This is a genomic window from Pseudomonas agarici (assembly GCF_001543125.1).
Classification (GTDB): domain Bacteria; phylum Pseudomonadota; class Gammaproteobacteria; order Pseudomonadales; family Pseudomonadaceae; genus Aquipseudomonas; species Aquipseudomonas agarici.
On record NZ_CP014135.1, the window covers coordinates 2,938,137 to 2,959,975 of the forward strand.

A 21,839-nucleotide genomic window follows, 5' to 3' on the forward strand; every position below is an offset into this window, starting at 1 on the left:
ATGATTTCCTTCATTCTCTAAACAATTGACCACACAATCGATGCAAGCCGCACTCAGGCCAGCGACAACGCCGGAGCCTGTTCCAGGCAATGAGCGATCAAGGCCTCAAGTTCCGCCTGGAAATTGGCCATCAACGTCTCGACCGTTTCGGGCCGGTAACGACGCCGGCTGTAGAGACAACGCAATGCCAGCTTGCCATCGAACACCTGCCCGACTATTTCCAGCCAGTTACCCAACTCCGCTTGCAGGCTGTAGCTGTCACCGCTGCTTTCATCGGCGGGGACAAACAGCGCGTTGTCGTCAAAACTCTGGTCGAACTGCCCCAGGTAGTTGAATGTCACGCGCGCCTGCGGCAGACGACTCAGGCGCTCCACGACGCTGGCATCACTCAAGTAACGTAGCGCGCCATAGCCCATGCCCTTGTTGGGCAACGCCGCCAATTGTGCCTGGACCGCGCGGATCGAATCAGCGAATCCGGCTTCGACACCCGGCGCCAACCGCACCGGAAACATACTGGTGAACCAGCCCACGGTGCGGCTCAGCTCGATCTCGTCGAAGAGATCCTCGCGACCGTGCCCTTCGAACTGGACCAGCACCGAAGACTGCTCGCTCCAGCGGCACAACACCCGGCTCAAGGCTGCCAGCAGCACATCGTTGATCTGCGTCTGATAGACCAGCGGGACCTTCTTCAGCAGGTCGGTCGTGGCCTGCGCGGACAATTCCAGATGCGCCGTAGCAACATGACGCACCTGGTTCTTGCCACGCGGGTTGTCGCACGGCAGGTCATGACCAGGACGATCCAGTTGCTCAAGCCAATACGCCTGTTCGCTGTCCACCAACGACTGTCCATAGCTCCTGAGCCGCTCACTCCAGGCCTGGTAACTGCTGGTACGCATCGCCAGCTCAGGCTCCAGGCCCTGTAGCAGGGACTCGTAGCTACTCTGCATATCCTGCAGCAGGATGCGCCAGGAAACCGTGTCGATCACCAGGTGGTGAATGACCAGTAACAGACGGCTTTGACCGTCGGCCATGTCGATCTGCACCGCTCGGAACAGCGGACCATCCTCTAGATGCAAACTACGCTGGACGCGGTTGGCCAGCTCTTTCAAGGCCTCGCCATCGGCCGCCTCGCACCGCCAGAGCAAACCTTGCGCCGGAATGCACTGTTGCGCTGGCGCGTAGTACTGGTACCAACGGCCATTTTCCCGACGAAAGCGCAACCGCAAAGCATCGTGCTGCAATATCAGGCGATTCAACGCCGCTTCCAGGGCCGCGCTGTCCAGCGACTGGCGGGGCCGGAGCAGCAATGCCTGGTTGAAGTGATGCGGTTCGGCCATATCCTGTGCGAAGAACCACTCCTGAATCGGAATCAGGTTGAACAGTCCCTCGCTGATCAGATGGGACCGGTCATCGCGAGCAACCGCCACCGGTTCGTCCCGCCCGTCGAACAATCGTTCGATGGTCTGGCAACGCATCAGGTCGCGCAGTTTCAGGTCCATCTGCAAATCAGGATGGTTACGGACTCTGGACACCACCTGGAGACTGAGAATCGAGTCGCCTCCCAGCTCAAAGAAATTGTCCTGAATACCCACCCGCTCGACGTGCAGTACTTCGGCCCAGATCTGTGCCAACCAGCGCTGCGCGTCGCTTCGCGGGGCCAGATAACCGTCACTGTCGAACCTCGGCTCGGGCAGGGCCTTGCGATCGATCTTGCCGTTGGGAGTCACCGGGAACTCACTCAGGCCGATGATCTGCGCCGGCACCATATATTCCGGCAGTACCTCTCGCAGCGCCTGCTTGAGGGACGGGGAAACGGCACTCGCCGAGGCGCACACCACATAGCCGATCAGTTGTTTGCCAGAGGCACTGTCGCGGGCAACGACCAGGGCATCGTTGACCCCGGCCTGCTGCCGCAGGCAAGCCTCGATCTCACCGAGTTCGATGCGGAATCCGCGCACCTTGACCTGCTGGTCGATACGGCCAACATAGTCCAGTACGCCATCGGTACGCAGCCGCACCAGGTCGCCGGTACGGTAGAGCCGTTCGCCCGAGGGGTCGAATGGGTTGGGCACGAAACGTTCGGCGGTCAGCGCGGGGCGCTGATGATAACCACGCGCAACACCCTGGCCACCGATATACAGCTCACCGGCGAAACCCATCGGCAGCGGCTCCAGCACATCATCGAGCAAGTACAGCGAACGCTCGCCGACCACCCTGCCGATCGGTGCATACGCCGCCTCGCAATCATCGGTCGAGGCGGCCTTCCACAGCATCGGCGTGACGACCGTTTCAGTCGGCCCGTAACCGTTGGTGATGTACTGTGGCCGCAAGCTGCGCTTGACCTGCTCGAAGGTCTGCTCCGGCACCGCATCCCCGCCGAAGCAATAGATACGCACCGCAGGCGGCTGCAGGCCGCTGGCCTGGGCATAGTCGGCAAGCTGCTTGAGATAGGCCGGCGGGAAGCAGGCGATAGTGACCTCATGGCGGATCAACGCCGCGAACGTCTCTTCTGGCGTCCACAGGTTGCCATCCCGAAGGACCAGCCGCCCGCCGCTGAACAAGGTGCTGAGCCAGCGTTCGTGGGCACCGTCGAAAGCAAACGACATAAAATGCAGCTCACGGGTCGAACTGTCCATCTCATACAAACGGGCAATCGCCTGGCAATGCATACTCAACGGTCCCTGGGGCACCGCGACGCCCTTGGGACGCCCGGTGGACCCCGAGGTGTAGACCAAGTAAGCCAGACTCTGCGCCGTGGCGCCGCTCAGCGGGGTCTGCTCGCTCCAGAGTTCGCCGTCGAAACCGTCGAGTTCCAGGCACGGCAATCGATCCACATTGGCAAACCGCTCGAGCAGCTCGCTCCGACTGATCAGCAGCAGCATGCCCGAATCCTCAATCATGTAGGCCAGCCGATCCGCCGGATAGTCGATATCCAGCGGCACATAGGCCGCCCCGCTCTTGAGCACGGCCAACAATGCCACGATGGTGTCGACACTGCGCTCAAGCCCGACGCCGATCACCCCCTCCGGGCCTGCCCCACGCGCGATCAGGGCGTGGGCCAACTGATTGCTGCGCCGGTCCAGTTGGGCATGCGTCAGGGTTTGCCCGCCGCACTGCACGGCGATAGCCAGCGGGCGTTCGAGCGCGTGGCGGGCGATCAGGGCCGGCAACAACTGCGGGCGGGTGTCTGGCGCGCACTGATGGCTCCAGGCGAGCAGTTCCTGCCTCTGCGCCGTCGGCAGGCGCTGCAATTGGCCGAGTGCCACGCCGGGTTGCCGCAGCATGGCCTCCACGGTGTCCTCAAGGGTCTGGCGAATCCGCTCCACCGCCGAAGGGGCGAAACAGTTGCGCAGGAACAGATACTCGATCGACAGCCGATCGGTCAGATGGACCGCCAGGTCCATCGGGAAGTTGGTGACGTCATGGCTCTGGGTCTTGCCGAAAGCCAGCTCCTGGGTGGCGTCCTCATGCAAACGCTCATCGATCGGGTAGTTCTCGAATACGATGATGCTATCGAACAACGCCTGGCCGCCAAGGCCGGACCAACGCTGGATGTCCGCCAACGGAACGTGCGCGTAGTCACGGATATCCACGTTGTAGCCCTGCAATTGGCGCAACCAGTCGGCCAACGGAGTCGCCGGCTCAAGGGTCTGGATCACCGGCAAGGTGTTGATGAACAGCCCGAGCATGTGCTCGGCGCCGGGCAGGCTTTCCGGCCGACCGGCCACCGTTGCACCGAAGGACACCGTGCGTTGACCGGTATAACGCTGCAAGACCAACAGCCAGGCGCCCTGGATCAGCGTGTTGAGCGTGATCCGCAATTCACGGCAGTAGGCTTGCAAACGCGAGGTTTGCCGTGGGTCCCAGTTCGAATACAGCGCCTGGTGCCCCGCCAGGTCCGCCACATGCCGAGGATGCACCGCCTGGGCCAGGGAGGTCGGCGTATCGACCGGTTGCAGGCGAGCCTGCCAGAACGCTTGCAGGGCAGACTGGTCCTGGCGTTGCAACCAGTGGATGAAGTCGCGGTAACGTGCTGGCGGCTGAGCCACCTCACCCTTGGCATAGTGCTGCAAGACCTCGCCGAACAGCCGCGAACTGCTCCAACCGTCCATGAGGATGTGGTGGCTGGTCCAGATCACCTGGTAGCAATGGTCATCCAGCCGAATCAGCAGCAACCGTTGCAAAGGTGCGCAGGCGAGATCGAAGCCCTTGTCGCGTTCGACCGTGGCTTGCTCTTGCAACTTGCTGTCATCGACCGCGATCCCACGCCAGTCGAGTTCGCTCAGGTCAAAAGGCACCGAGGCGTGAACGATCTGGTACGGTTTGCTCGCGCCGCCTTGCCAATGGAAGCTGGTCCGCAGGATATCGTGGCGGGCAACGGCTGCCTGCCAGGCCTCGCAGAAACGCTGTGGATCCAACCCTTGCACCGGCAAGCTGAGCTGATTCACATAGAACGAAGACTCGCTGTCGGCCACAGCATGGAACAGCATGCCCTCCTGCATTGGCGACAATGGGTAGATATCCACCACGCCTTGGCAATCGACGACCAATTCATCCAGTTGCTGCTGGGTCAGGGGTGACAGCGGGAAGTCCGAAGGCGTGCAACCCTGATGGTCCGGCGCACAGCAATGCTCGATCAGCAGCGCCAGTTCGTTTTCATAGGCCCGCGCCAGATGCTGGATAGTCGCTTCGTCGAACATTTCCCGGCTGAACGTCCAGCTCATGCCGAACTCACCGGCAAACACCTGACCGTTAAGCGTCAACCAGTTGGCCAAGGGCGCCTCGGCGCTCTGCTCGGCCCCCCGATGATCGCCGCAAGGACTGAACAGAGCGCCTTGGGCGCCGTCGAAGCTGCCATCGAACTGCCCCAGGTAATTGAACGTGATACGGGGCACCGGTAGCGCCTTGAGTAGCGACTGGGCACGCTCATCCCCCAGATACCGCAAGGCACCGAAGCCGATCCCCTTGTCCGGGATGGCGCGCAGTTGCTCCTTGACCTGCTTGATCGAGCGCGCCAGGTCTGCATCGCTCGACAACCTGACCGGGAAGATACTGGTGAACCAACCGACGCTGCGGGTCAGGTCCAGTGTTCCGAACAGATCCTCGCGACCATGGCCCTCAAGCTGGATCAGGCTATCGGTCTGCCCGGTCCAGCGCCCGATCACCCTGGCCAGCGCCGTGAGCAACAGGTCGTTGATCTGGGTGCGATAGGCTGCCGGCGCCTGCTGAAGCAATTGCCGGGTCAGGGACGCGTCCAGCGCAGAGTGAACGGTCGTGGCATGCCGGCGCTGCAATCGGCCTTGAGGGTTACGCGCCGGCAAATCGCTGGAAACGCCCTGCAACTGCGTGTGCCAATAGATCAGTTCCGGTTCCTGGGCCGTACTGCGGGCACGGGCTTGCAGGTGTTGCGCCCAGCTCTTGAGCGAACTGCTCTTGAGGGGCAGAGCAACGGCTTGCTCGGCCACGAGCTGCTGGTAAGCCGTTTGCAGGTCTTCGAACAGGATACGCCAGGATACGCCGTCCACCGCCAGATGGTGAATCACCAGCAGCAGGCGTTGGCCGCCATCCGCCATGTTCACCAGCAACGCTCGCAGCAACGGCCCCTTTTGCAGATCGAGACTGGCTTGCAGCGCATTGGCCAACTGTTGCAACTGCTCGCCGTCCTGTGCCGTGGCCTGCGTCATGACGGCGGACCGTTGCCAGAACGACTGCTGTTCGGCCACCGAGCGATAGGTCGCCACCCAGCCGTCGACTTGCTGAACGAAACCAAGACGTAAGGTATCGTGATGCAGGATCAGCGCCCGAAGCGCCTGCTCCAGCCGCAGCGGATCGAGCGCCAAGGCCGAGGTCAGCATCACCGACTGGTTCCAGTGATGCCGCTGGGGAATATCCTCTTCGAAGAACATCTGATGGATCGGCAACAGCGGCATGACGCCTTCCATCGGCCCCTGATCGATGGCCAGGGCACCGCCATCGAGTGTCGCGATGCGGGCCAGATCCCTGACCGTCTGGTGCTGGAACAGATCCTTGGGCGTGAAGAAGATACCGGCACGGCGCGCCCGGCTGACCACTTGGATAGAGAGGATCGAATCGCCGCCCAGCTCGAAGAAGTTGTCGCTCAGACCAATCCGTCCAACCTGCAGGACATCTTCCCAGACCGCCGCCAGTCGCTGCTCCAACTCGCCTTGCGGTTGCACATAGGCTTTCTGCGCCTGTGTGACATCGGGAGCAGGCAGGGCCTTGCGGTCCAGCTTGCCATTGGGCGTCAACGGCAAGGCCTCAAGAAACAGCCAGTGCGCCGGCACCATGTAATCCGGCAGACTCGCGCTCAGGGCCTCCTTGAGCGTTTCGCGCAACACCTGCGCCGACTCGCCATCCACCCGCCCCCCCAGCGGCACCGCATAAGCCACCAACTGCGAACCCGCCCCACCTTCTACCGCCAGCACCGCCACTTCCTGCAACTGCCCCTGCGCCAGCAACCGCGCCTCGATCTCTCCCAACTCAATACGAAAACCACGAACCTTCACCTGATGGTCGAGCCGCCCTACGTACTCCAGCACACCGTCGCGCCGGTAACGGCACAGATCGCCCGTGCGATACAAGCGCTCGCCGCTCTCGCCGAAAGGATTGGGCACGAACTTCTCCGCCGTCAGCCCTGGGCGGAACAGGTAGCCACGGGTAATCCCCGCGCCCGCCAGGTACAGCTCCGCCGCCACACCTGGCGGCACCGGTTGCAACTGGCTGTCGAGCAGGTAGCTTTGCGTATTGGCCAGGGGGCGGCCAATGTTCGCCAGGCCACCGGCTTCACGTCGGGTCCAGGTCGAGTAGGTGGTGTCTTCCGAGGGGCCGTACAGGTCGTAGACATGCTCGACCGACGCCAGCCCGTACAACGAATCCACCAGCGCTTGCTTAAGCGGTTCGCCGGCCAGGTTGATGATCCGCACGCTTGCCGGAATCTGTCCCGCACGCTGCAGCGCGGCTATGGCCGAGGGTACCGTGTTGATCAGCCGCACCTGGTCGCGAGCCGGTAGATCCGGCAGTTCCAGGGCATTACGCGCAAGGATGATCGAACCGCCCCTGGCCAGGGTCACGAACAACTCCCAGACCGACAGGTCGAAACAGATCGAGGTCGAGGCCAGGACACCTTGCAGGTCGTCCTGGCTATACACCTGCCGCGACCACTGGATCAGCGCCGCCACGTTGCGATGTGTAATCGCCACGCCCTTGGGTTGGCCGGTGGACCCGGAGGTGTAGATCACATACGCCAGGTTCTGCGCCGTCACGGCACTGTCTGGCGTCTGCGCCGGGTACTCCGCGAACGCCGTGCCCGTGGCCTCCAGCACCAGTATCTCAGCCTGCGGGACCGTCAGCCCCGCCAGCAGCTCGCGCTCGGTCAACAGCACCTTGGCGCCGCTATCTTTAAGCATGTAGGCCACGCGCTCAGCCGGATAGTCCGGGTCCAGCGGCACATAGGTGCCGCCGGCCTTGAGCACGGCCAGCAAGGCCACCACCATCTGCGCCGAACGGCTCATCGCCACGCCGACCCGGACCTCCGGGCCGACGCCCGACTCGATCAGGCGATGGGCCAACTGGTTGGCCTGCCGGTTCAGTTGTTCGTAGCTCCAGTGCTGCGCGCCGACCGTCAGGGCGATGGCCTGCGGCTGGCTGCTCGCCTGGGCATCGATCTGCTGGTGAATGCACAACTCACGCGGATAAGCCAGCTCGTTGGCGTTCCATGCCTCAAGCTGCAACCGGCGCTCGTCCGCCGACAGCAGGCCAAGTTCGCCGATAGGCGTCTGGGCGCTCCGGGACAGGGCAACCAGCAAAATAAGCAAATGCCGGCTGATCTGTTCGACGGCGGCATCGCTGAAATGCGTCTGCGCATAGTTGTAATGCAACGACAGGGTCTCGCTCAGCGTCACAGACAGTGTCAGCGGATAGTTGGTCTGCTCATGGTTGTCGATGCGGCCAAACAGCAGATCATCCGCGGCCTCCTGCTGCAAGGCCTCGGCAACCGGGTAGTTCTCGAAGACCAGCAGGCTGTCGAACAACGCATCGTTACCCAGCCCGGCCCAGCGCTGGACGTCGAACAAGGGCGTGTGCTCATGCTCACGCAGGGCAACGTTGCCCGCCTGGACCGCCTGTAACCACTCCCCGACACTTTGCTGCGCACACGGGCTGGCGATGACCGGCAAGGTGTTGATGAACAGACCGATCTGCTGCTCAACCCCCTTGAGGTCCGCTGGCCGGCCCGATACGGTAGCGCCGAAGCACACCGTCCCGAGCCCCGTGTAACGTTGCAGTAGCAACAGCCACGAGGCCTGCAACAGCGTGTTCACGGTAATTTTTTGCTGGCGGGCGAACTCGCTCAGTTGGCGGGTGGTATCGACATCCACCAGTTGCCGCAGATCGCCTTGCCCGCCAGCCCCTGCGGGCACAAAAGCGCCGGCCAGCCGCGTCGGTTCCTGCAACGGCGCCAATTGTGCCTTCCAGAACGACTCGCTGACAGCAACGTCCTGGCGTTGCAACCAGGCGATATAGTCCCGGTAGTGACCGGGGTGGGCAATCGGTGTCTGGCCGTGATAACGCTGCAGCACCTCGCCCATCAACTGCGAGTGACTCCAGCCATCCATCAGGATGTGGTGGTGGGTGTAGATCAGGTGATGACGATTCTCACCGGTGCGCACCAGTTGCAAACGCAGCAATGGCGCCCGGCTGAGGTCGAAGTCCTGCTGCTCGGACTGCGCCAGAGCCTCCAGGTCCAGGTCCAATTGCGCATGAGCGCGCCAGTCCCGCACGGTAAACGGAACCGCCAGGTGCTTGTGCACCAGTTGCATCGGCTCGGCGAACTCACCCTGCCAGACGAAACGGCTACGCAGGATATCGTGGGCATCCATCGCCGCTTGCCAGGCCTGCTGGAAACGCGATGCATCGAGACCTTCGACATCCAGGCGCATCTGGTTGATGTAGTGGCTGCTGTGCGGCTCATACAGGCTGTGAAACAACAGGCCATGCTGCATGGGCGACAACGGATAGATGTTTTCGATCTGCCCGGCGGGTACGTCGAGATTGTCCAACTGCGCCTGTTCAAGGCGCGCCAACGGGAAGTCCGAAGGCGTGACACCTTGTGCTGGCGACTCACAGCAATGGGCGATCAGCTCCTTGAGTTCCTGCACGTACTCGTCGGCCAGAACCTGCAGAGTCTGCACATCGAACATTTCGCGACTGAAGGACCAACTGACGCTCAACTCGCCCGCATACACCTGGCTATTGACGGTCAGCCAGTTGCCCAGCGGCGCCTCGGGGCTCTGCTCGGCGCCGCGGCTTTCGCCGGATGGCACGAACAGCGCCCCCTGCGCCTCGCTGAAGCTGCCATCGAACTGCCCCAGGTAGTTGAAGGTGATACGCGGCAGCGGCAAGCCGGCCAGTGCCTCGCGCGCCGCTTCATCCCCAAGGTAACGCAAGGCGCCAAAGCTCAGCCCTTTGTCGGGAATCGCCCGCACCTGCTCCTTGATCGCCTTGATCGCGCTGCCTGGAGTCCCTTGGGCCGTGAGCTTGAGCGGATACAGGCTGGTAAACCAGCCCAACGTCCGCGTCAGGTCGATATCGTTGAACAGGTCTTCCCGACCGTGTCCTTCCAACTGCACCAGCACCGACGCCTGCCGCGTCCATCGCCCGATCACCCGAGCCAGGGCCGTCAGCAACAGGTCGTTGATCTGGGTGCGATAGGCTGCCGGTGCCTGCTGCAACAATTGCTGGGTGAAGGTCGTGTCCAGTCGGCTCTGTACACTGTCAGCGTAGCGGTTCTGCAAGGCGGCCCCAGGACGATCACAAGGCAAGTCGGCCACGACACCCTGGAACTGCTCCAGCCAGTAGGGCAATACCTGCTGTTGCGCTTTATCGCGCGCATAGGCCTGCAGCCGCTCGGCCCAGCGTTTGAAGGCGCTGCTCTTGGCTGGCAGGGCCAGCGCCTCACCGGCCTGCAGTTGCTGATAGGCCGTCTGCAGGTCCTCGAACAGAATCCGCCAGGAAACCCCATCGACCACCAGATGGTGGATCACCAGCAACAGACGCTGTGAGCCATCCGCCATCGTCACCAAGACGGCACGCAACAAGGGGCCATTGCCCAGATCAAGGCTACGCTGGGCCTCTTCGCCGAGCTGCTCGAGTGCTGCCACATCGGCTGCATCGGCCTGATGCAGCACCGGAGATTGCTGCCAGATCGCCTCCTGCTCCCGTAGGGTGCGGTAAGTGGCTGTCCAGGCCGACACCGTGCGGTCAACCTCCTGGCTGAAGCGCAGGCGTAGCACGTCATGCTGCACGATCAGCGCACGCAATACCTGTTCCAGTTGCGCGGGATCAAGGGGACGGGACGGTTTGAGCAGCACCGACTGGTTCCAGTGATGGCGCTCGACCGTCACGGTTGCGAAGAACAGTCGCTGGAACGGCAGCAAGGGGGTCGCGCCAACGGTCGGTCCCTGCTCGATGACAAGACCGCCATCGCCCACTTGGGCCACCGTGGCCAGGCCCTGCACAGTCTGGTGTTGGAAGAGATCCTTGGGCGTGAAACGGATCCCCGCCTGCCGGGCACGACTGACCACCTGGATGGAAATGATCGAGTCACCGCCCAACTCGAAGAAGTTATCGCTCAATCCCACCCGCTCGACCTTGAGCACTTCCTGCCAGACCGTTGCGATACGCCGCTGCAGTTCATTGCGCGGTGCCACATAGGTCTGCTGCAGTTGGCTGACATCCGGTTTGGGCAGGGCCTTGCGCTCCAACTTGCCATTCGGGCTCAGCGGCAATTGCGCCAGAAACAGCCAGTGTGCCGGGACCATATAGTCCGGCAGGCTGCCCTTGAGCGCCAGTTTGAGGGCATCGCGCAGCGCGCCTTGGGCCTGGGGATCGGCTCCGGCCAGCGAGTCGTCGGCAGGTACCACATAGCCGACCAGTTGCAGGCCGCCGCTGCCTTCGATCGCCAGCACCACCGCCTCGCGCACGCTGGCTTGTTCCAGCAGCCGGGCTTCGATTTCACCCAGCTCGATGCGCAACCCACGCACTTTTACCTGGTGGTCGATCCGCCCCACGTACTCGATGATCCCATTCGCCCGCTGGCGTACCAGGTCGCCGGTACGATAGAGGCGCTGGCCGTCGCCCAGCGGGCTGACGACAAAACGCTCGGCTGTCAGTCCGGCACGGCGATGGTAACCACGGGCCAGGCCCTCTCCCCCCAAGTAGAGTTCACCCATCACCCCATTGGGTACCAATGCCAGCTCATGACTCAGTACATAGGTTTGCAGGTTGGCGATTGGCTCGCCGATGGGCACGCTGTCGCGGCCCTCTTCACGGCAAGTCCAGTGGGTCACGTCGATGGCCGCTTCGGTGGGGCCATACAGATTGTAGAGAGCGGTATCCGGCAATTTGGCGAATACCTGCTGTTGAGTATCCACCTGTAACGCTTCGCCACTGCAGACGATGCGTTTGAGTCCGGTACAGAGCGCGACGTTCTCATCCTGCAAGAAGACCTGCAACATCGACGGCACGAAGTGCAGCGTGGTGACACGCTGCTGGTTGATCAGCCCCACCAGCCGCGCCGGATCGCGATGATCGCCAGGTTCGGCGATCACCAGGCGGGCGCCGGTCAGCAGTGGCCAGAAAAACTCCCAGACCGAGACATCGAAGCTGAACGGGGTCTTTTGCAGCACCGCATCGTCGCTGCCCAGGCCATACGCCTGTTGCATCCAGCACAGACGGTTGGTCAGCGCGCTGTGGCGGTTAGCGGCGCCCTTGGGTTTTCCGGTGGAGCCCGAGGTATAGATGACGTAGGCGAGGTTTTCCGGATGCAAGGCGACGGGCGGCGGCGTCGCACAAACGCAGTCCGCTTCCAGCTCATCCAGGCATAACGTCGCCACCGTGTCAGGCAGTGGCAAGCGGGCAAGCAGGCGGCGCTGGGTCAGCAGCAGACTGATGGAGCTGTCTGCGATCATGTAGGCCAGGCGGTCTTCGGGATACTCCGGGTCCAACGGCACATAGGCACCGCCCGCCTTGAGGATGGCCAGCAGGCCAACAACCATTTCCAGGCTGCGCTCGACAGCGATACCCACCAGTACATCCGGGCCTACGCCCTGGGCGATCAACTGGTGGGCCAGGTGGTTGGCCCGGCCATCCAGTTGTCGATAGCTCAACGACTCCCCGGCGAAGACCAGGGCCACCGCGTCTGGTGTCGCGCTCGCCTGTTGTTCGATCAGTGAATGGACGGTGCGCTCCAGCGGGTACGCGGTGCGGGTCGCATTCCACTGTTCGAGCCGCTGCAGGCGTTCACTGTCATCCAGCATCGGCAGCTCGCCAATGCGCCCGGCGGGATCGGCGGTCACCGCACGCAGCAGGTTCTGCCAGTGCCGGGCCATGCGCTCGACGGTTGCCGCGCTGAACAGATCGGTCGCATAGGTCAGGCTGGCAGACAGCCCATCAGCCGATTCGAAAGTATCGAGGGTCAGGTCCAGTTGGGCCGTATGGTTTTCCCAAGCCAGCACCTCGACGTCCAGCAGCGAGGCGGGTCCGGCGGCGGCGCGAGGCACCTGTCGAGCGGCGCTCTGATGGTTGTACATCACCTGGAACAAGGGGTTGTGGCTCAAGGAGCGCTCAAGTTGCAGGGCCTCGACCAGTTGCTCGAAAGGCAGATCCTGATGCGCCTGGGCTCCCAGCGCCGACTGCTTGCACGCGGCCAGCAATTGGCGAAAAGGCGCAGTGCCGTCGACCTCGGCCTTGAACACCTGGGTATTGACGAAGAAACCGATCAGGCGCTCGGTTTCCACCCGGTTGCGGTTCGCCGAAGGCACCCCGATGAGAATCTCGCGCTGGCCGCTGTAACGATGCATAAGGACCTGGAAAGACGCCAGCAACACCATGAACAGCGTGACGTTTTCCTGCTGGGCCAACTGGCGGATGCCATTGACCAACCGCGCCTCCAGGGTCAGGGCCAGGGTGGCGCCGCGCAAACTCTGCACCGCCGGACGCGGGTGGTCGGTCGGCAGCTCCAGGACCGTTTGCGCCGCCCCCAGCGTGGCTTTCCAGTACTCCAACTGGCGAGCCTGCTCCCCCGCTTCCATCCAGTGCCGCTGCCAGATCGCGTAATCGGCATACTGGATCGACAGCACCGGCAGCTCGACCTGGCGGCCCTGGCTGAAAGCACCATAGAGCTCGACCAACTCCTGGACCATGACCTGCATCGACCAGCCATCGGAGACGATGTGGTGCTGGGTCAACACCAAGACATGGTCGTCGACCGCCAGGCGCAACAACGTCACCCGCAACAGCGGAGCCTGGGTCAGATCGAAGACTTCTTGGCTTTGTTCGCCGACGAAGGCCGCGATTGCCTCGTCGCATGCGGTCGCACCGGACCACTGCCGCACCGAAAGGCTCAGCTTGAGTTCGGGCTCGATAACCTGAAGCGTGCGCCCCTGGTCCTCGACAAAACGCGTGCGCAAGCTTTCATGCCGGGCTATCAGGGCGTTGAAGCTGCGCTCCAGACTGGCAACGTCCAATGCGCCGCGCAGGCGCAAGGCCGTGGGAATGTGATAGGCACTGCTCTGCGGATCGAGTTTCCAGAGAAACCATTGACGCTGCTGGGCAAAGGACAACGGCAACGCCTCGAAAGACGACTTGACCTCGGGAATGGGCAGGTGGGCGGGAGAAACTCCCTCCTCCAGCATTTTTTGCAGATACAGCGTGCGTTTGTCCAAAGTAAGCGTGATAAACCGCTTGGCGATTCGTGCGGCTACTTGCTTGTCCATCACACCTCCTCCATTTCGTCGAGCAGGCTTTCCAGCCGGTTCAGCTTCGACGTATTGATTTGCTCGCCACCGGCTTGCAACTGGGCGACGAAATCAACCAGGACCGGGTATTGAAAAAGCAGTTGCGGCGTCAGGCTCATGCCCAACTCCAACTGGATGCGCGAAACCACGTTGACCGCCAGCAGGGAATGCCCACCCAGTTCGAAGAAGTGGTCATCGAGCCCGACCCTTTCCAGCTTCAGGACGTGCTGCCAGATCTCGGCGATCCTGATCTGCTGTTCGCTCTCGGGGGCAACATAACGGCGTTGCCATTGCCCCGACGTCGGCGCCGGCAGTGCCTGGCGGTCGAGCTTACCGTTGAGGGTCAAGGGCAGGTGATCGATGAACAGCAGATGCGCCGGCACCATGTAGTCAGGCAGATCCTGCTTGAGTGCCGCCCGCAGGTTTTGCCGCAAGTGGTGCTGCCCGCTCTCGTCATCCAGCGCCATGGCTGGCACCACATAGGCCGCCAGTTGCTGGTTGTCATGGCTTCCGACCGCCAGCACCGCAACCTCACGCACCGCTGACAACGCTTGCAGGCGCGCTTCGATCTCGCCCAGCTCGATGCGAAACCCACGAATCTTCACCTGGTGATCGATGCGTCCCACATATTCCAAGGTACCGTCGGGGCAATAAGTCACCAGGTCGCCGGTCCGGTACAGGCGTCCACCCGCGGTGGCAAACGGATCGGGGACAAAACGCTGCGCGCTCAATCCACCGCGATTCAGGTAGCCGCGTGCCAGGCCAGCCTGACCAATGTACAACTCCCCCGTGCAGCCCTGGGGCACCAGGTTCAGGTCGCCATCGAGGAGGTACCACGACAGGTCCGCGATCGGTGCCCCGATGGGGCTGCTGGCCGTGCTGTCGAGGTCGGCCAGCGACAGCGGTCGCCAGGTCACATGCACGGTGGTTTCGGTGATGCCGTACATGTTGACCAATTGTGGCGAATGATCGCCATAACGCTCGAACCACGGACGCAGCGTCTTGACGTCCAGGGCTTCGCCGCCGAATACCACATACCGCAAGGCGCTGGTCGAGCGCACCGAATCCGCGCACGCCACCTGCATCAGTTGCTTGAACGCCGACGGTGTCTGGTTCAGTACCGTGACCTGTTCGCGACAGAGCAAGGCATGGAACTCTTCGGGAGAACGGCTGGTTTCGTGCGGCACGATCACCAACCGGCCACCATACAGCAGCGCGCCGAAGATCTCCCAGACCGAGAAGTCGAAGGCGTAGGAGTGGAACAACGTCCAGACATCCTGCGCGCCAAAGCCGAACCAGCACTCGGTGGCGGCGAACAGACGCAACACGTTATGGTGGGGCAACAGCGTGCCCTTGGGCTTACCCGTCGAGCCGGAGGTATAGATCACGTAGGCCAGATGATCGCTGCTCATCGGCACCTGCGGCTCGCCCTCGTCGTAGCCCGTCACACTGTCATCGAGGTTCAGCTTCACCAGTCCCACTGGGGTCGGCAAGCTCTCGAGCAGTGGCTGCTCGCCAAGCAGCAAGGCCATGGCGCTGTCCTCGACGATATAGGCCAGGCGCTCACGCGGGGCATGTGGGTCGAGCGGCACATAGGCACCGCCCGCCTTGAGGATCGCCAACAGACCGACGATCATCGCGAACCCACGTTCGGCCACCAGCCCGACCCGCACCTCCGGACCCACGCCCTGTTCCCTGAGCCGATGCGCCCACTGGTTGGCGCGGCGGTTGAGATCGCCATAAGACAGCGATTGGGCATCAAGGCTCAAGGCGATGGCTTGCGGTGCGCTCGCCGCACGGGCAGCGATGATTTCATGCAGGCATCGCTCGCTCGGATACGCCGCTACCCGTGGATTGAGCTCGGTAATGATCGCTTGCCGTTGCGCCTGGTCATGCAACTGGCAGTCATCCAGCATCAGGCCGGCATCCTCGCTCATTTGCCTGAGCAGCAGACACAGATGGGCGTTGAGCTGTGCAACGGCCTGCTCGTCAAAAGACGCTCGGGCATAGTTGTAATGCAGCGACAGGCATTCGCTGAGCCCCACCACCAGGGTCAGCGGATAATTGCTTTGCTCGTGGTTGCTCAGGTTGGCGAATTGCAGTTCGCCTGGGCTGTCCTGCTGCAGCGCCTGCGACACCGGGTAGTTCTCGAACACCAGGTTAGTGTCAAACAGCGCCTCGCCCCCTTGGCCAGCCCAGCGTTGGATCTCGAACAACGGCGTGTGTTCCTGCTCGCGCAAGGCCAGGTTTTGCGCCTGCACGGTTTGCAGCCATTGCGCCACACTGTATTGCGCCCGCGGGGTGGCGATGACCGGCAGGGTATTGATGAACAGGCCGATCTGCTGCTCGATACCTTTGAGCTGCGCCGGGCGCCCCGAAACCGTGGCGCCGAAGCATACCGTGTCCTGGCCGCTGTAACGCTGCAGAAGCAACAGCCAGGCCGCCTGCATCAGGGAATTGACCGTGACTTTCTGCCGCCGACAGAACGCCACCAAACGCTGGGTCTGTGCCTCGTCGAGCAGGCAGCGATAATCGTCATGTCCTGGGCGGGCAGCAGGCTGGCGCCAGCCCGTCGACAAGGCCCGCGACAGATGCGTCGCAGTCTCCAGAGGAGCCAATTGGGCCTTCCAAAACTGCTCGCTGTCCGTCAGGCTTTGCGTCTGGAGCCAGCCGATATAGTCGCGGTAGCGCCCGGTACGAGGGGCCAGAGCCTGGCCGCTGTAGCGCTGCAGCACTTCTCCCAGCAACTGCGAACTGCTCCAACCGTCCATGAGGATATGATGATGGGTGTAGATCAGATGGTGGCGCCCTTCGGCGGTGCGAATCACCGCCAGACGCAGCAACGGGCCCCGGACCAGATCGAAGCCCACGCGCAACTGTTCGCCGGCCAGTTCATCCAAGGCCATGTCTAGCGCGCTCCGCTCGCGCCAGTCCTCAAACAGGTAGGGCACCTGGAGCTGCTTGCGCACCACCTGGACGGCATGTTCCAGCTCACCCTGCCAGACGAACGTCGTGCGTAGGATTTCATGGTGATCGATCACCGCCTGCCAGGCCTGACGGAACCGCTCGGGGTCGAGGCCGCCGATGTCCAGGCGCATCTGGTTGAGGTAATGACCCGAGCGCTGCTCATACAGCGAATGGAACAGCATGCCTTGCTGCATGGCCGACAGGCGGTAGATATCTTCGATCTCGCCGGCGGCGATGGGCAGGGCATCCAGTTGCGCCTGGGACAAACGGGCCAGACTGAAATCCGATGGCGTGACGGCTCGATTCCCGGCGTCCAGACAATGCGCCACCAGTACCGTCAGCTCCTGCACCAGTTCATCGGCCAGACGCTGGATGGTCGACACCTCGAACATTTGCTCACTGAACGTCCAACCCAGGCGCAACTGACCGGCAAACACCTTGCCACTCAAGCTGAGCCAGTTGTCCAGCGGCGCTTCCAGGCTCTGCTCCGCACCGGCGTTCTCCTCGGCAGGCTGGAGCAGGGTCTGGCGCGAATCATCGAAACTGGCATCGAACTGCCCCAGGTAGTTGAACGTAATGCGCGGTTCGGGCAGAGCCGCCAGCAGGTCCTGGGTCTGGGCATCGCCCAGGTAGCGCAAGACACCGAAGCCGATCCCCTTGTTGGGGATCGCTCGCAGCTGTTCCTTGATCTGTTTGATGGACCCGGCCAGGTCCTCCAGCGGCGTGAGCCGTACCGGGAAGGCACTGGTGAACCAACCGATACTGCGCGTCAGATCCATGTCCTCGAACACCTCTTCGCGACCGTGTCCTTCCAGCCGGATCAAGGTATCGGGCCGTCCGCTCCAGCGCCCGATCACCCTGGCCAGGGCCGTCAGCAGCAGGTCATTGATCTGGGTCCGATAGGCCGCCGGGGCCTCCTGGAGCAACTGCCGGGTCAGATTGGCGTCCAGGCTGGCCTGCACGGTCCGGGCGTGCTTGTTCTGCAGCCCGCCCTGCGGGCGTTCGCACGGCAGGTGCGAAGTGGTCCCTTCCAACGCCTGCTGCCAATAGCCCAGTTCCTGCTGCAAGGCCTCGCTACGCGCATAGCCGCGCAGACGCTCGGCCCAGGCCTTGAGCGACGAAGTCTTGGCAGGCAACTGCACGGGCTGCCCTGCCTGCAGCCGGGTATAGGCCGCCTGCAGGTCATCGAACAGGATACGCCAGGAAACGCCATCGATCGCCAGGTGGTGGATCACCAACAGCAGGCGCTGGCTACCATCGGTCATGGTCCCCAGCACCGCCCGCAGCAACGGACCGTGCTGCAGATCCAGGCTGGCCTGGGCCTGCTGCCCGAGGGCTTGCAGCGCAGCTTCGTCAGCCACCTCCCGCTGCCAGAGCAACGGTGTCTGCGTCCATTCGCGGGCCAGCTCCTGCGGCCCACGGTAACGGGCGCCCCACTCGCCCTCGCGCTCATGAAACACCAGGCGCAAGGCATCATGGTGAACGAGCAAGGCCCGCAACGCCTGCTCAAGCCATTGGGCCTGTAGCGGCTGGACCGCTTTGAGGAGTACCGACTGATTCCAGTGATGACGCTCGACCTTGATAGTGGCGAAAAACCAGCGGTGAATCGGTAGTAACGGCATGTCGCCGCTGACCGGTCCCTGGTCGACGGTCACCGCCACCTCGCCCGTGCGGGCAACGGTCGCCAGGCCCTGCACGGTCTGGTGCTGGAACAGTTGCTTGGGAGTAAAGCGGATACCGGCCTGACGGGCACGACTGACCACCTGGATGGTGATGATCGAGTCTCCCCCCAACTCGAAGAAATTGTCGCTCAGACTGACCTGATCAAGCTTGAGCACATCCTGCCAGATTGCCGCGATTGCGCATTCCAGCTCGCTTTGCGGGGCGACATACGCAGGCGCAACCTGAGTAGCGTGTGCAGCAGGCAAGGCCTGGCGATCCAGTTTGCCGTTGGCGGTCAGCGGCAATCGCTCCAGCACGATTATCTGCGCCGGCACCATGTATTCGGGTAAGTGCTCACGCAACCGGGCCTTGATGCTTTCGCGCAGCGCCGCCGCCCCCGTGGCCTCGACCACCGGTTGCGCCGGCACGATGTAGGCCACCAGTTGCTGGCCGCCGATACCCTCCGTCGCCAGCACCGCCGCTTCGCGCAGCGCCTCCTGGCCGAGCAGGCGTGCCTCGATTTCGCCCAGTTCGATGCGCAAACCACGCACCTTGACCTGATGGTCGATACGACCGACATATTCGATCACACCGTTGTCCCGGTAGCGTGTCAGGTCACCTGTGCGGTACAGGCGTCCGCCCGCCGAGGAAAACGGATCGGGAACATACTTCTCGGCGGTCAACCCAGGACGCGCCAGGTATCCCCGCGTAACCCCCGCTCCCGCCAGGTAAAGCTCGGCCGCCACCCCTTCGGGGACCGGCTGCAGTTGTTCGTCCAGCAGGTAGCTGCGGGTATTGGGCAGAGGCCGGCCAATGCTGGCCCTGGCATCCGGCTCCCGGCGGGTCCAGGTCGAATAGGTGGTGTCCTCCGAAGGACCGTAAAGATCGTAGACATGCTCTACCGACGCCAGACCATAGAGCGATTCCACCAGCGACTGCTTGAGGGGCTCGCCGGCCAGGTTGATGATGCGCACGCTCGGCGGAATCTGCCCGACACGCTGTAGCGCGGCGATGGCCGAGGGCACTGTGTTGATCAAGCGTACCTGGTCGCGGGCCGGCAATTCGGGCAGTTCCAGGGCGTTACGCGCCAGTACGATGGAGCCGCCGTTGGCCAGGGTTACGAACAACTCCCAGACCGACAGGTCGAAACAGATCGAGGTACTGGCCAGTACCCCCTGAATATCTTCCTGGCGGTAGACCTGGCCCGACCAGTGGATCAATGCCGAAACGTTCCGATGGGCGATCGCCACGCCCTTGGGCTTGCCGGTGGAACCGGAGGTGTAGATCACATAGGCCAGGTTCTGGGCATCGACCGATGTCTGCGGGTTGCCATCCGGCCCCCCGCCAGCCGTCACCACATCGTCACCGACCAACACCACCTCAAGCCCCTGCGGCACCGACAGGCTTGCCAGCAAGCCGGGTTCGGTCAGCAGCAAACGCGCCCGGCTGTCTTCCAGCATGTAGGCGATGCGCTCGGCCGGATAATCCGGGTCCAGTGGTACATAGGCGCCGCCGGCCTTGAGCACCGCGAGCAGTGCCACCAACAGGTGTGGCGAACGCGACAGGGCTACGCCGACCCGCACTTCAGGCCCGACGCCTAAGGTTATCAGGTGATGTGCCAGGCGGTTGGCCTGGGCATTGAGCTGCGCGTAACTCAGTTTGCGCTCGCCACTGATCAACGCCAGCGCTTCGGGTTGGCGGGCTACTTGCGCTTCAATCTGGCGATGGATGCTCTGTTGCTGCGGGTATGCCCATTCATTGCGATTGAGGTCGATCACCAGCCGCTGCCGTTCGCTGGCCGACAGCAGTGGCAACGAGGCGACATCCTGCAAGGCATCGGCCACGATGCCTTGCAGCAGGTTCAGCCAATGTCCGGCCATGCGCTCGATGGTCGTCGCCTCGAACAGGTCGGTGGCATAGGTTAGCTTGGCCGCCAGGCCCTCTGCAGACTCGAAGGTATCCAGTGTCAGATCGAACTGGGAGGTCTGTTTGTCCCAGACCAGACCTTCGACCTCCAGCCCCACTGCCTGCTCTGCTGCCTGGGTAGGTGCCTGACGCCCCTCGCGCTGGTGGTTGAACATCACCTGGAACAACGGGTTGTGGCTCAGGCTGCGCTCCGGGTGCAGCGCCTCTACCAGTTGCTCGAACGGCAGGTCCTGATGATCCTGAGCCGACAGCACGGCCTGCTTGACTTGCTGGAGCACCTGGAGAAAGGAGGCTGACTCGGCGAATTCGGCCTTCAATACCTGGGTATTGACGAAGAAACCAATCAGTCCCTCGGTTTCAACCCGAGTGCGGTTTGCCGTCGGCACACCGACCCGAATATCGCGCTGACCACTGTAACGATGCAGCAGTGTCTGGAACGACGCCAGCAGCAGCATGAACAGCGTGACACCTTCACGCTGGGCCAGTGCCTGGAGTGCCGTCGAAAGATCCGTCGAAATGGCCACCGCCAGGCGAGCGCCGTGCTCGCTGAGCTGCGCCGGTCGCGAATGATCCCAAGGCAACTGCAACACGGCGGGATCACCCGCCAATTGTGTCGTCCAATAGGCCAGTTGGCGCTCGCGCTCGCCGGCTTCCATCCACTGTCGTTGCCACAACGCGTAGTCGGCATACTGAATCGGCAATGCTGGCAAGTCCACGGCCTGCCCCTGGCTGAAGCCGGTGTAGAAGCGCATCAGCTCATTGACCATGACCTGTATCGACCAGCCATCGGAGACGATATGGTGCTGGGTCAGTACCAGCACATGATCCTGCGGGGCCAGGCGCAGCAACTTGACCCGCAACAAAGGAGCCTGGCGCAGATCGAAGAGTTGCTGGGTTTCTTGCTCGACCAGACAACGAATCGCCTCGTCTGTAAGGACTTCCTCAGCCAGCGACAAGTCTTGTAAGACGAGCGTCAGGCGAACCTCGTCATGTACCACTTGCAGCACCTGTTCGCCGTCCTCGACGATCGAGGTGCGCAAGGTTTCATGACGGCCAATCAAGGCATTGAACGAACGCTCCAGCGCCGCCACATCCAGTGGCCCGCGCAAGCGCAGGGCACTGGGAATGTGGTACGCCGCGCTATCTGGATCAAGGTGCCAGAGGAACCATTGACGCTCCTGGGCGAAGGAAAGCAGCAGCGGTTCATCAGCGCTACGCTTGAAAACCGGTACTACTGTAAAGAGGTTAATGCCCTTTTGCTTGAGCAGCACCGCCAGCGCTTTCCTCTCCTTTACCGAGAGGCTTCCAACCGATTCGATCAACGCTTGCACCCAAAGCTCCTTACTAGTGCTGTGTGGTGAGTTCTATGAGTCAATTTCGGCGCCACCCGCCCCTGACCGGCGTTGCTGTTGCTCGCCATAGCCCGGCTAGACGGGTCACAGCGCCTTGGCCATGGGTTGGTGACATCCG

2 protein-coding genes are annotated in these 21,839 nt (G+C 62.7%); both read right to left on the reverse strand.

Annotated elements, in window-relative coordinates; all coding sequences use genetic code 11:
* Positions 1-53: 53 nt before the first annotated feature.
* A complete protein-coding gene (locus AWM79_RS12910; RefSeq protein WP_482211623.1) occupies positions 54-13,796 on the reverse strand; it encodes a non-ribosomal peptide synthase/polyketide synthase in 13,743 nt (4,580 codons plus the stop codon).
* Positions 13,793-21,700 carry a non-ribosomal peptide synthetase gene (locus AWM79_RS12915; RefSeq protein ID WP_060783019.1) on the reverse strand — a complete coding sequence of 2,636 codons (7,908 nt, stop codon included), beginning with the start codon at positions 21,698-21,700 and terminating at the stop codon, positions 13,793-13,795. The genes AWM79_RS12910 and AWM79_RS12915 overlap by 4 nt, the downstream gene beginning before the upstream one ends.
* Between the last annotated feature and the right edge of the window lie 139 nt (positions 21,701-21,839).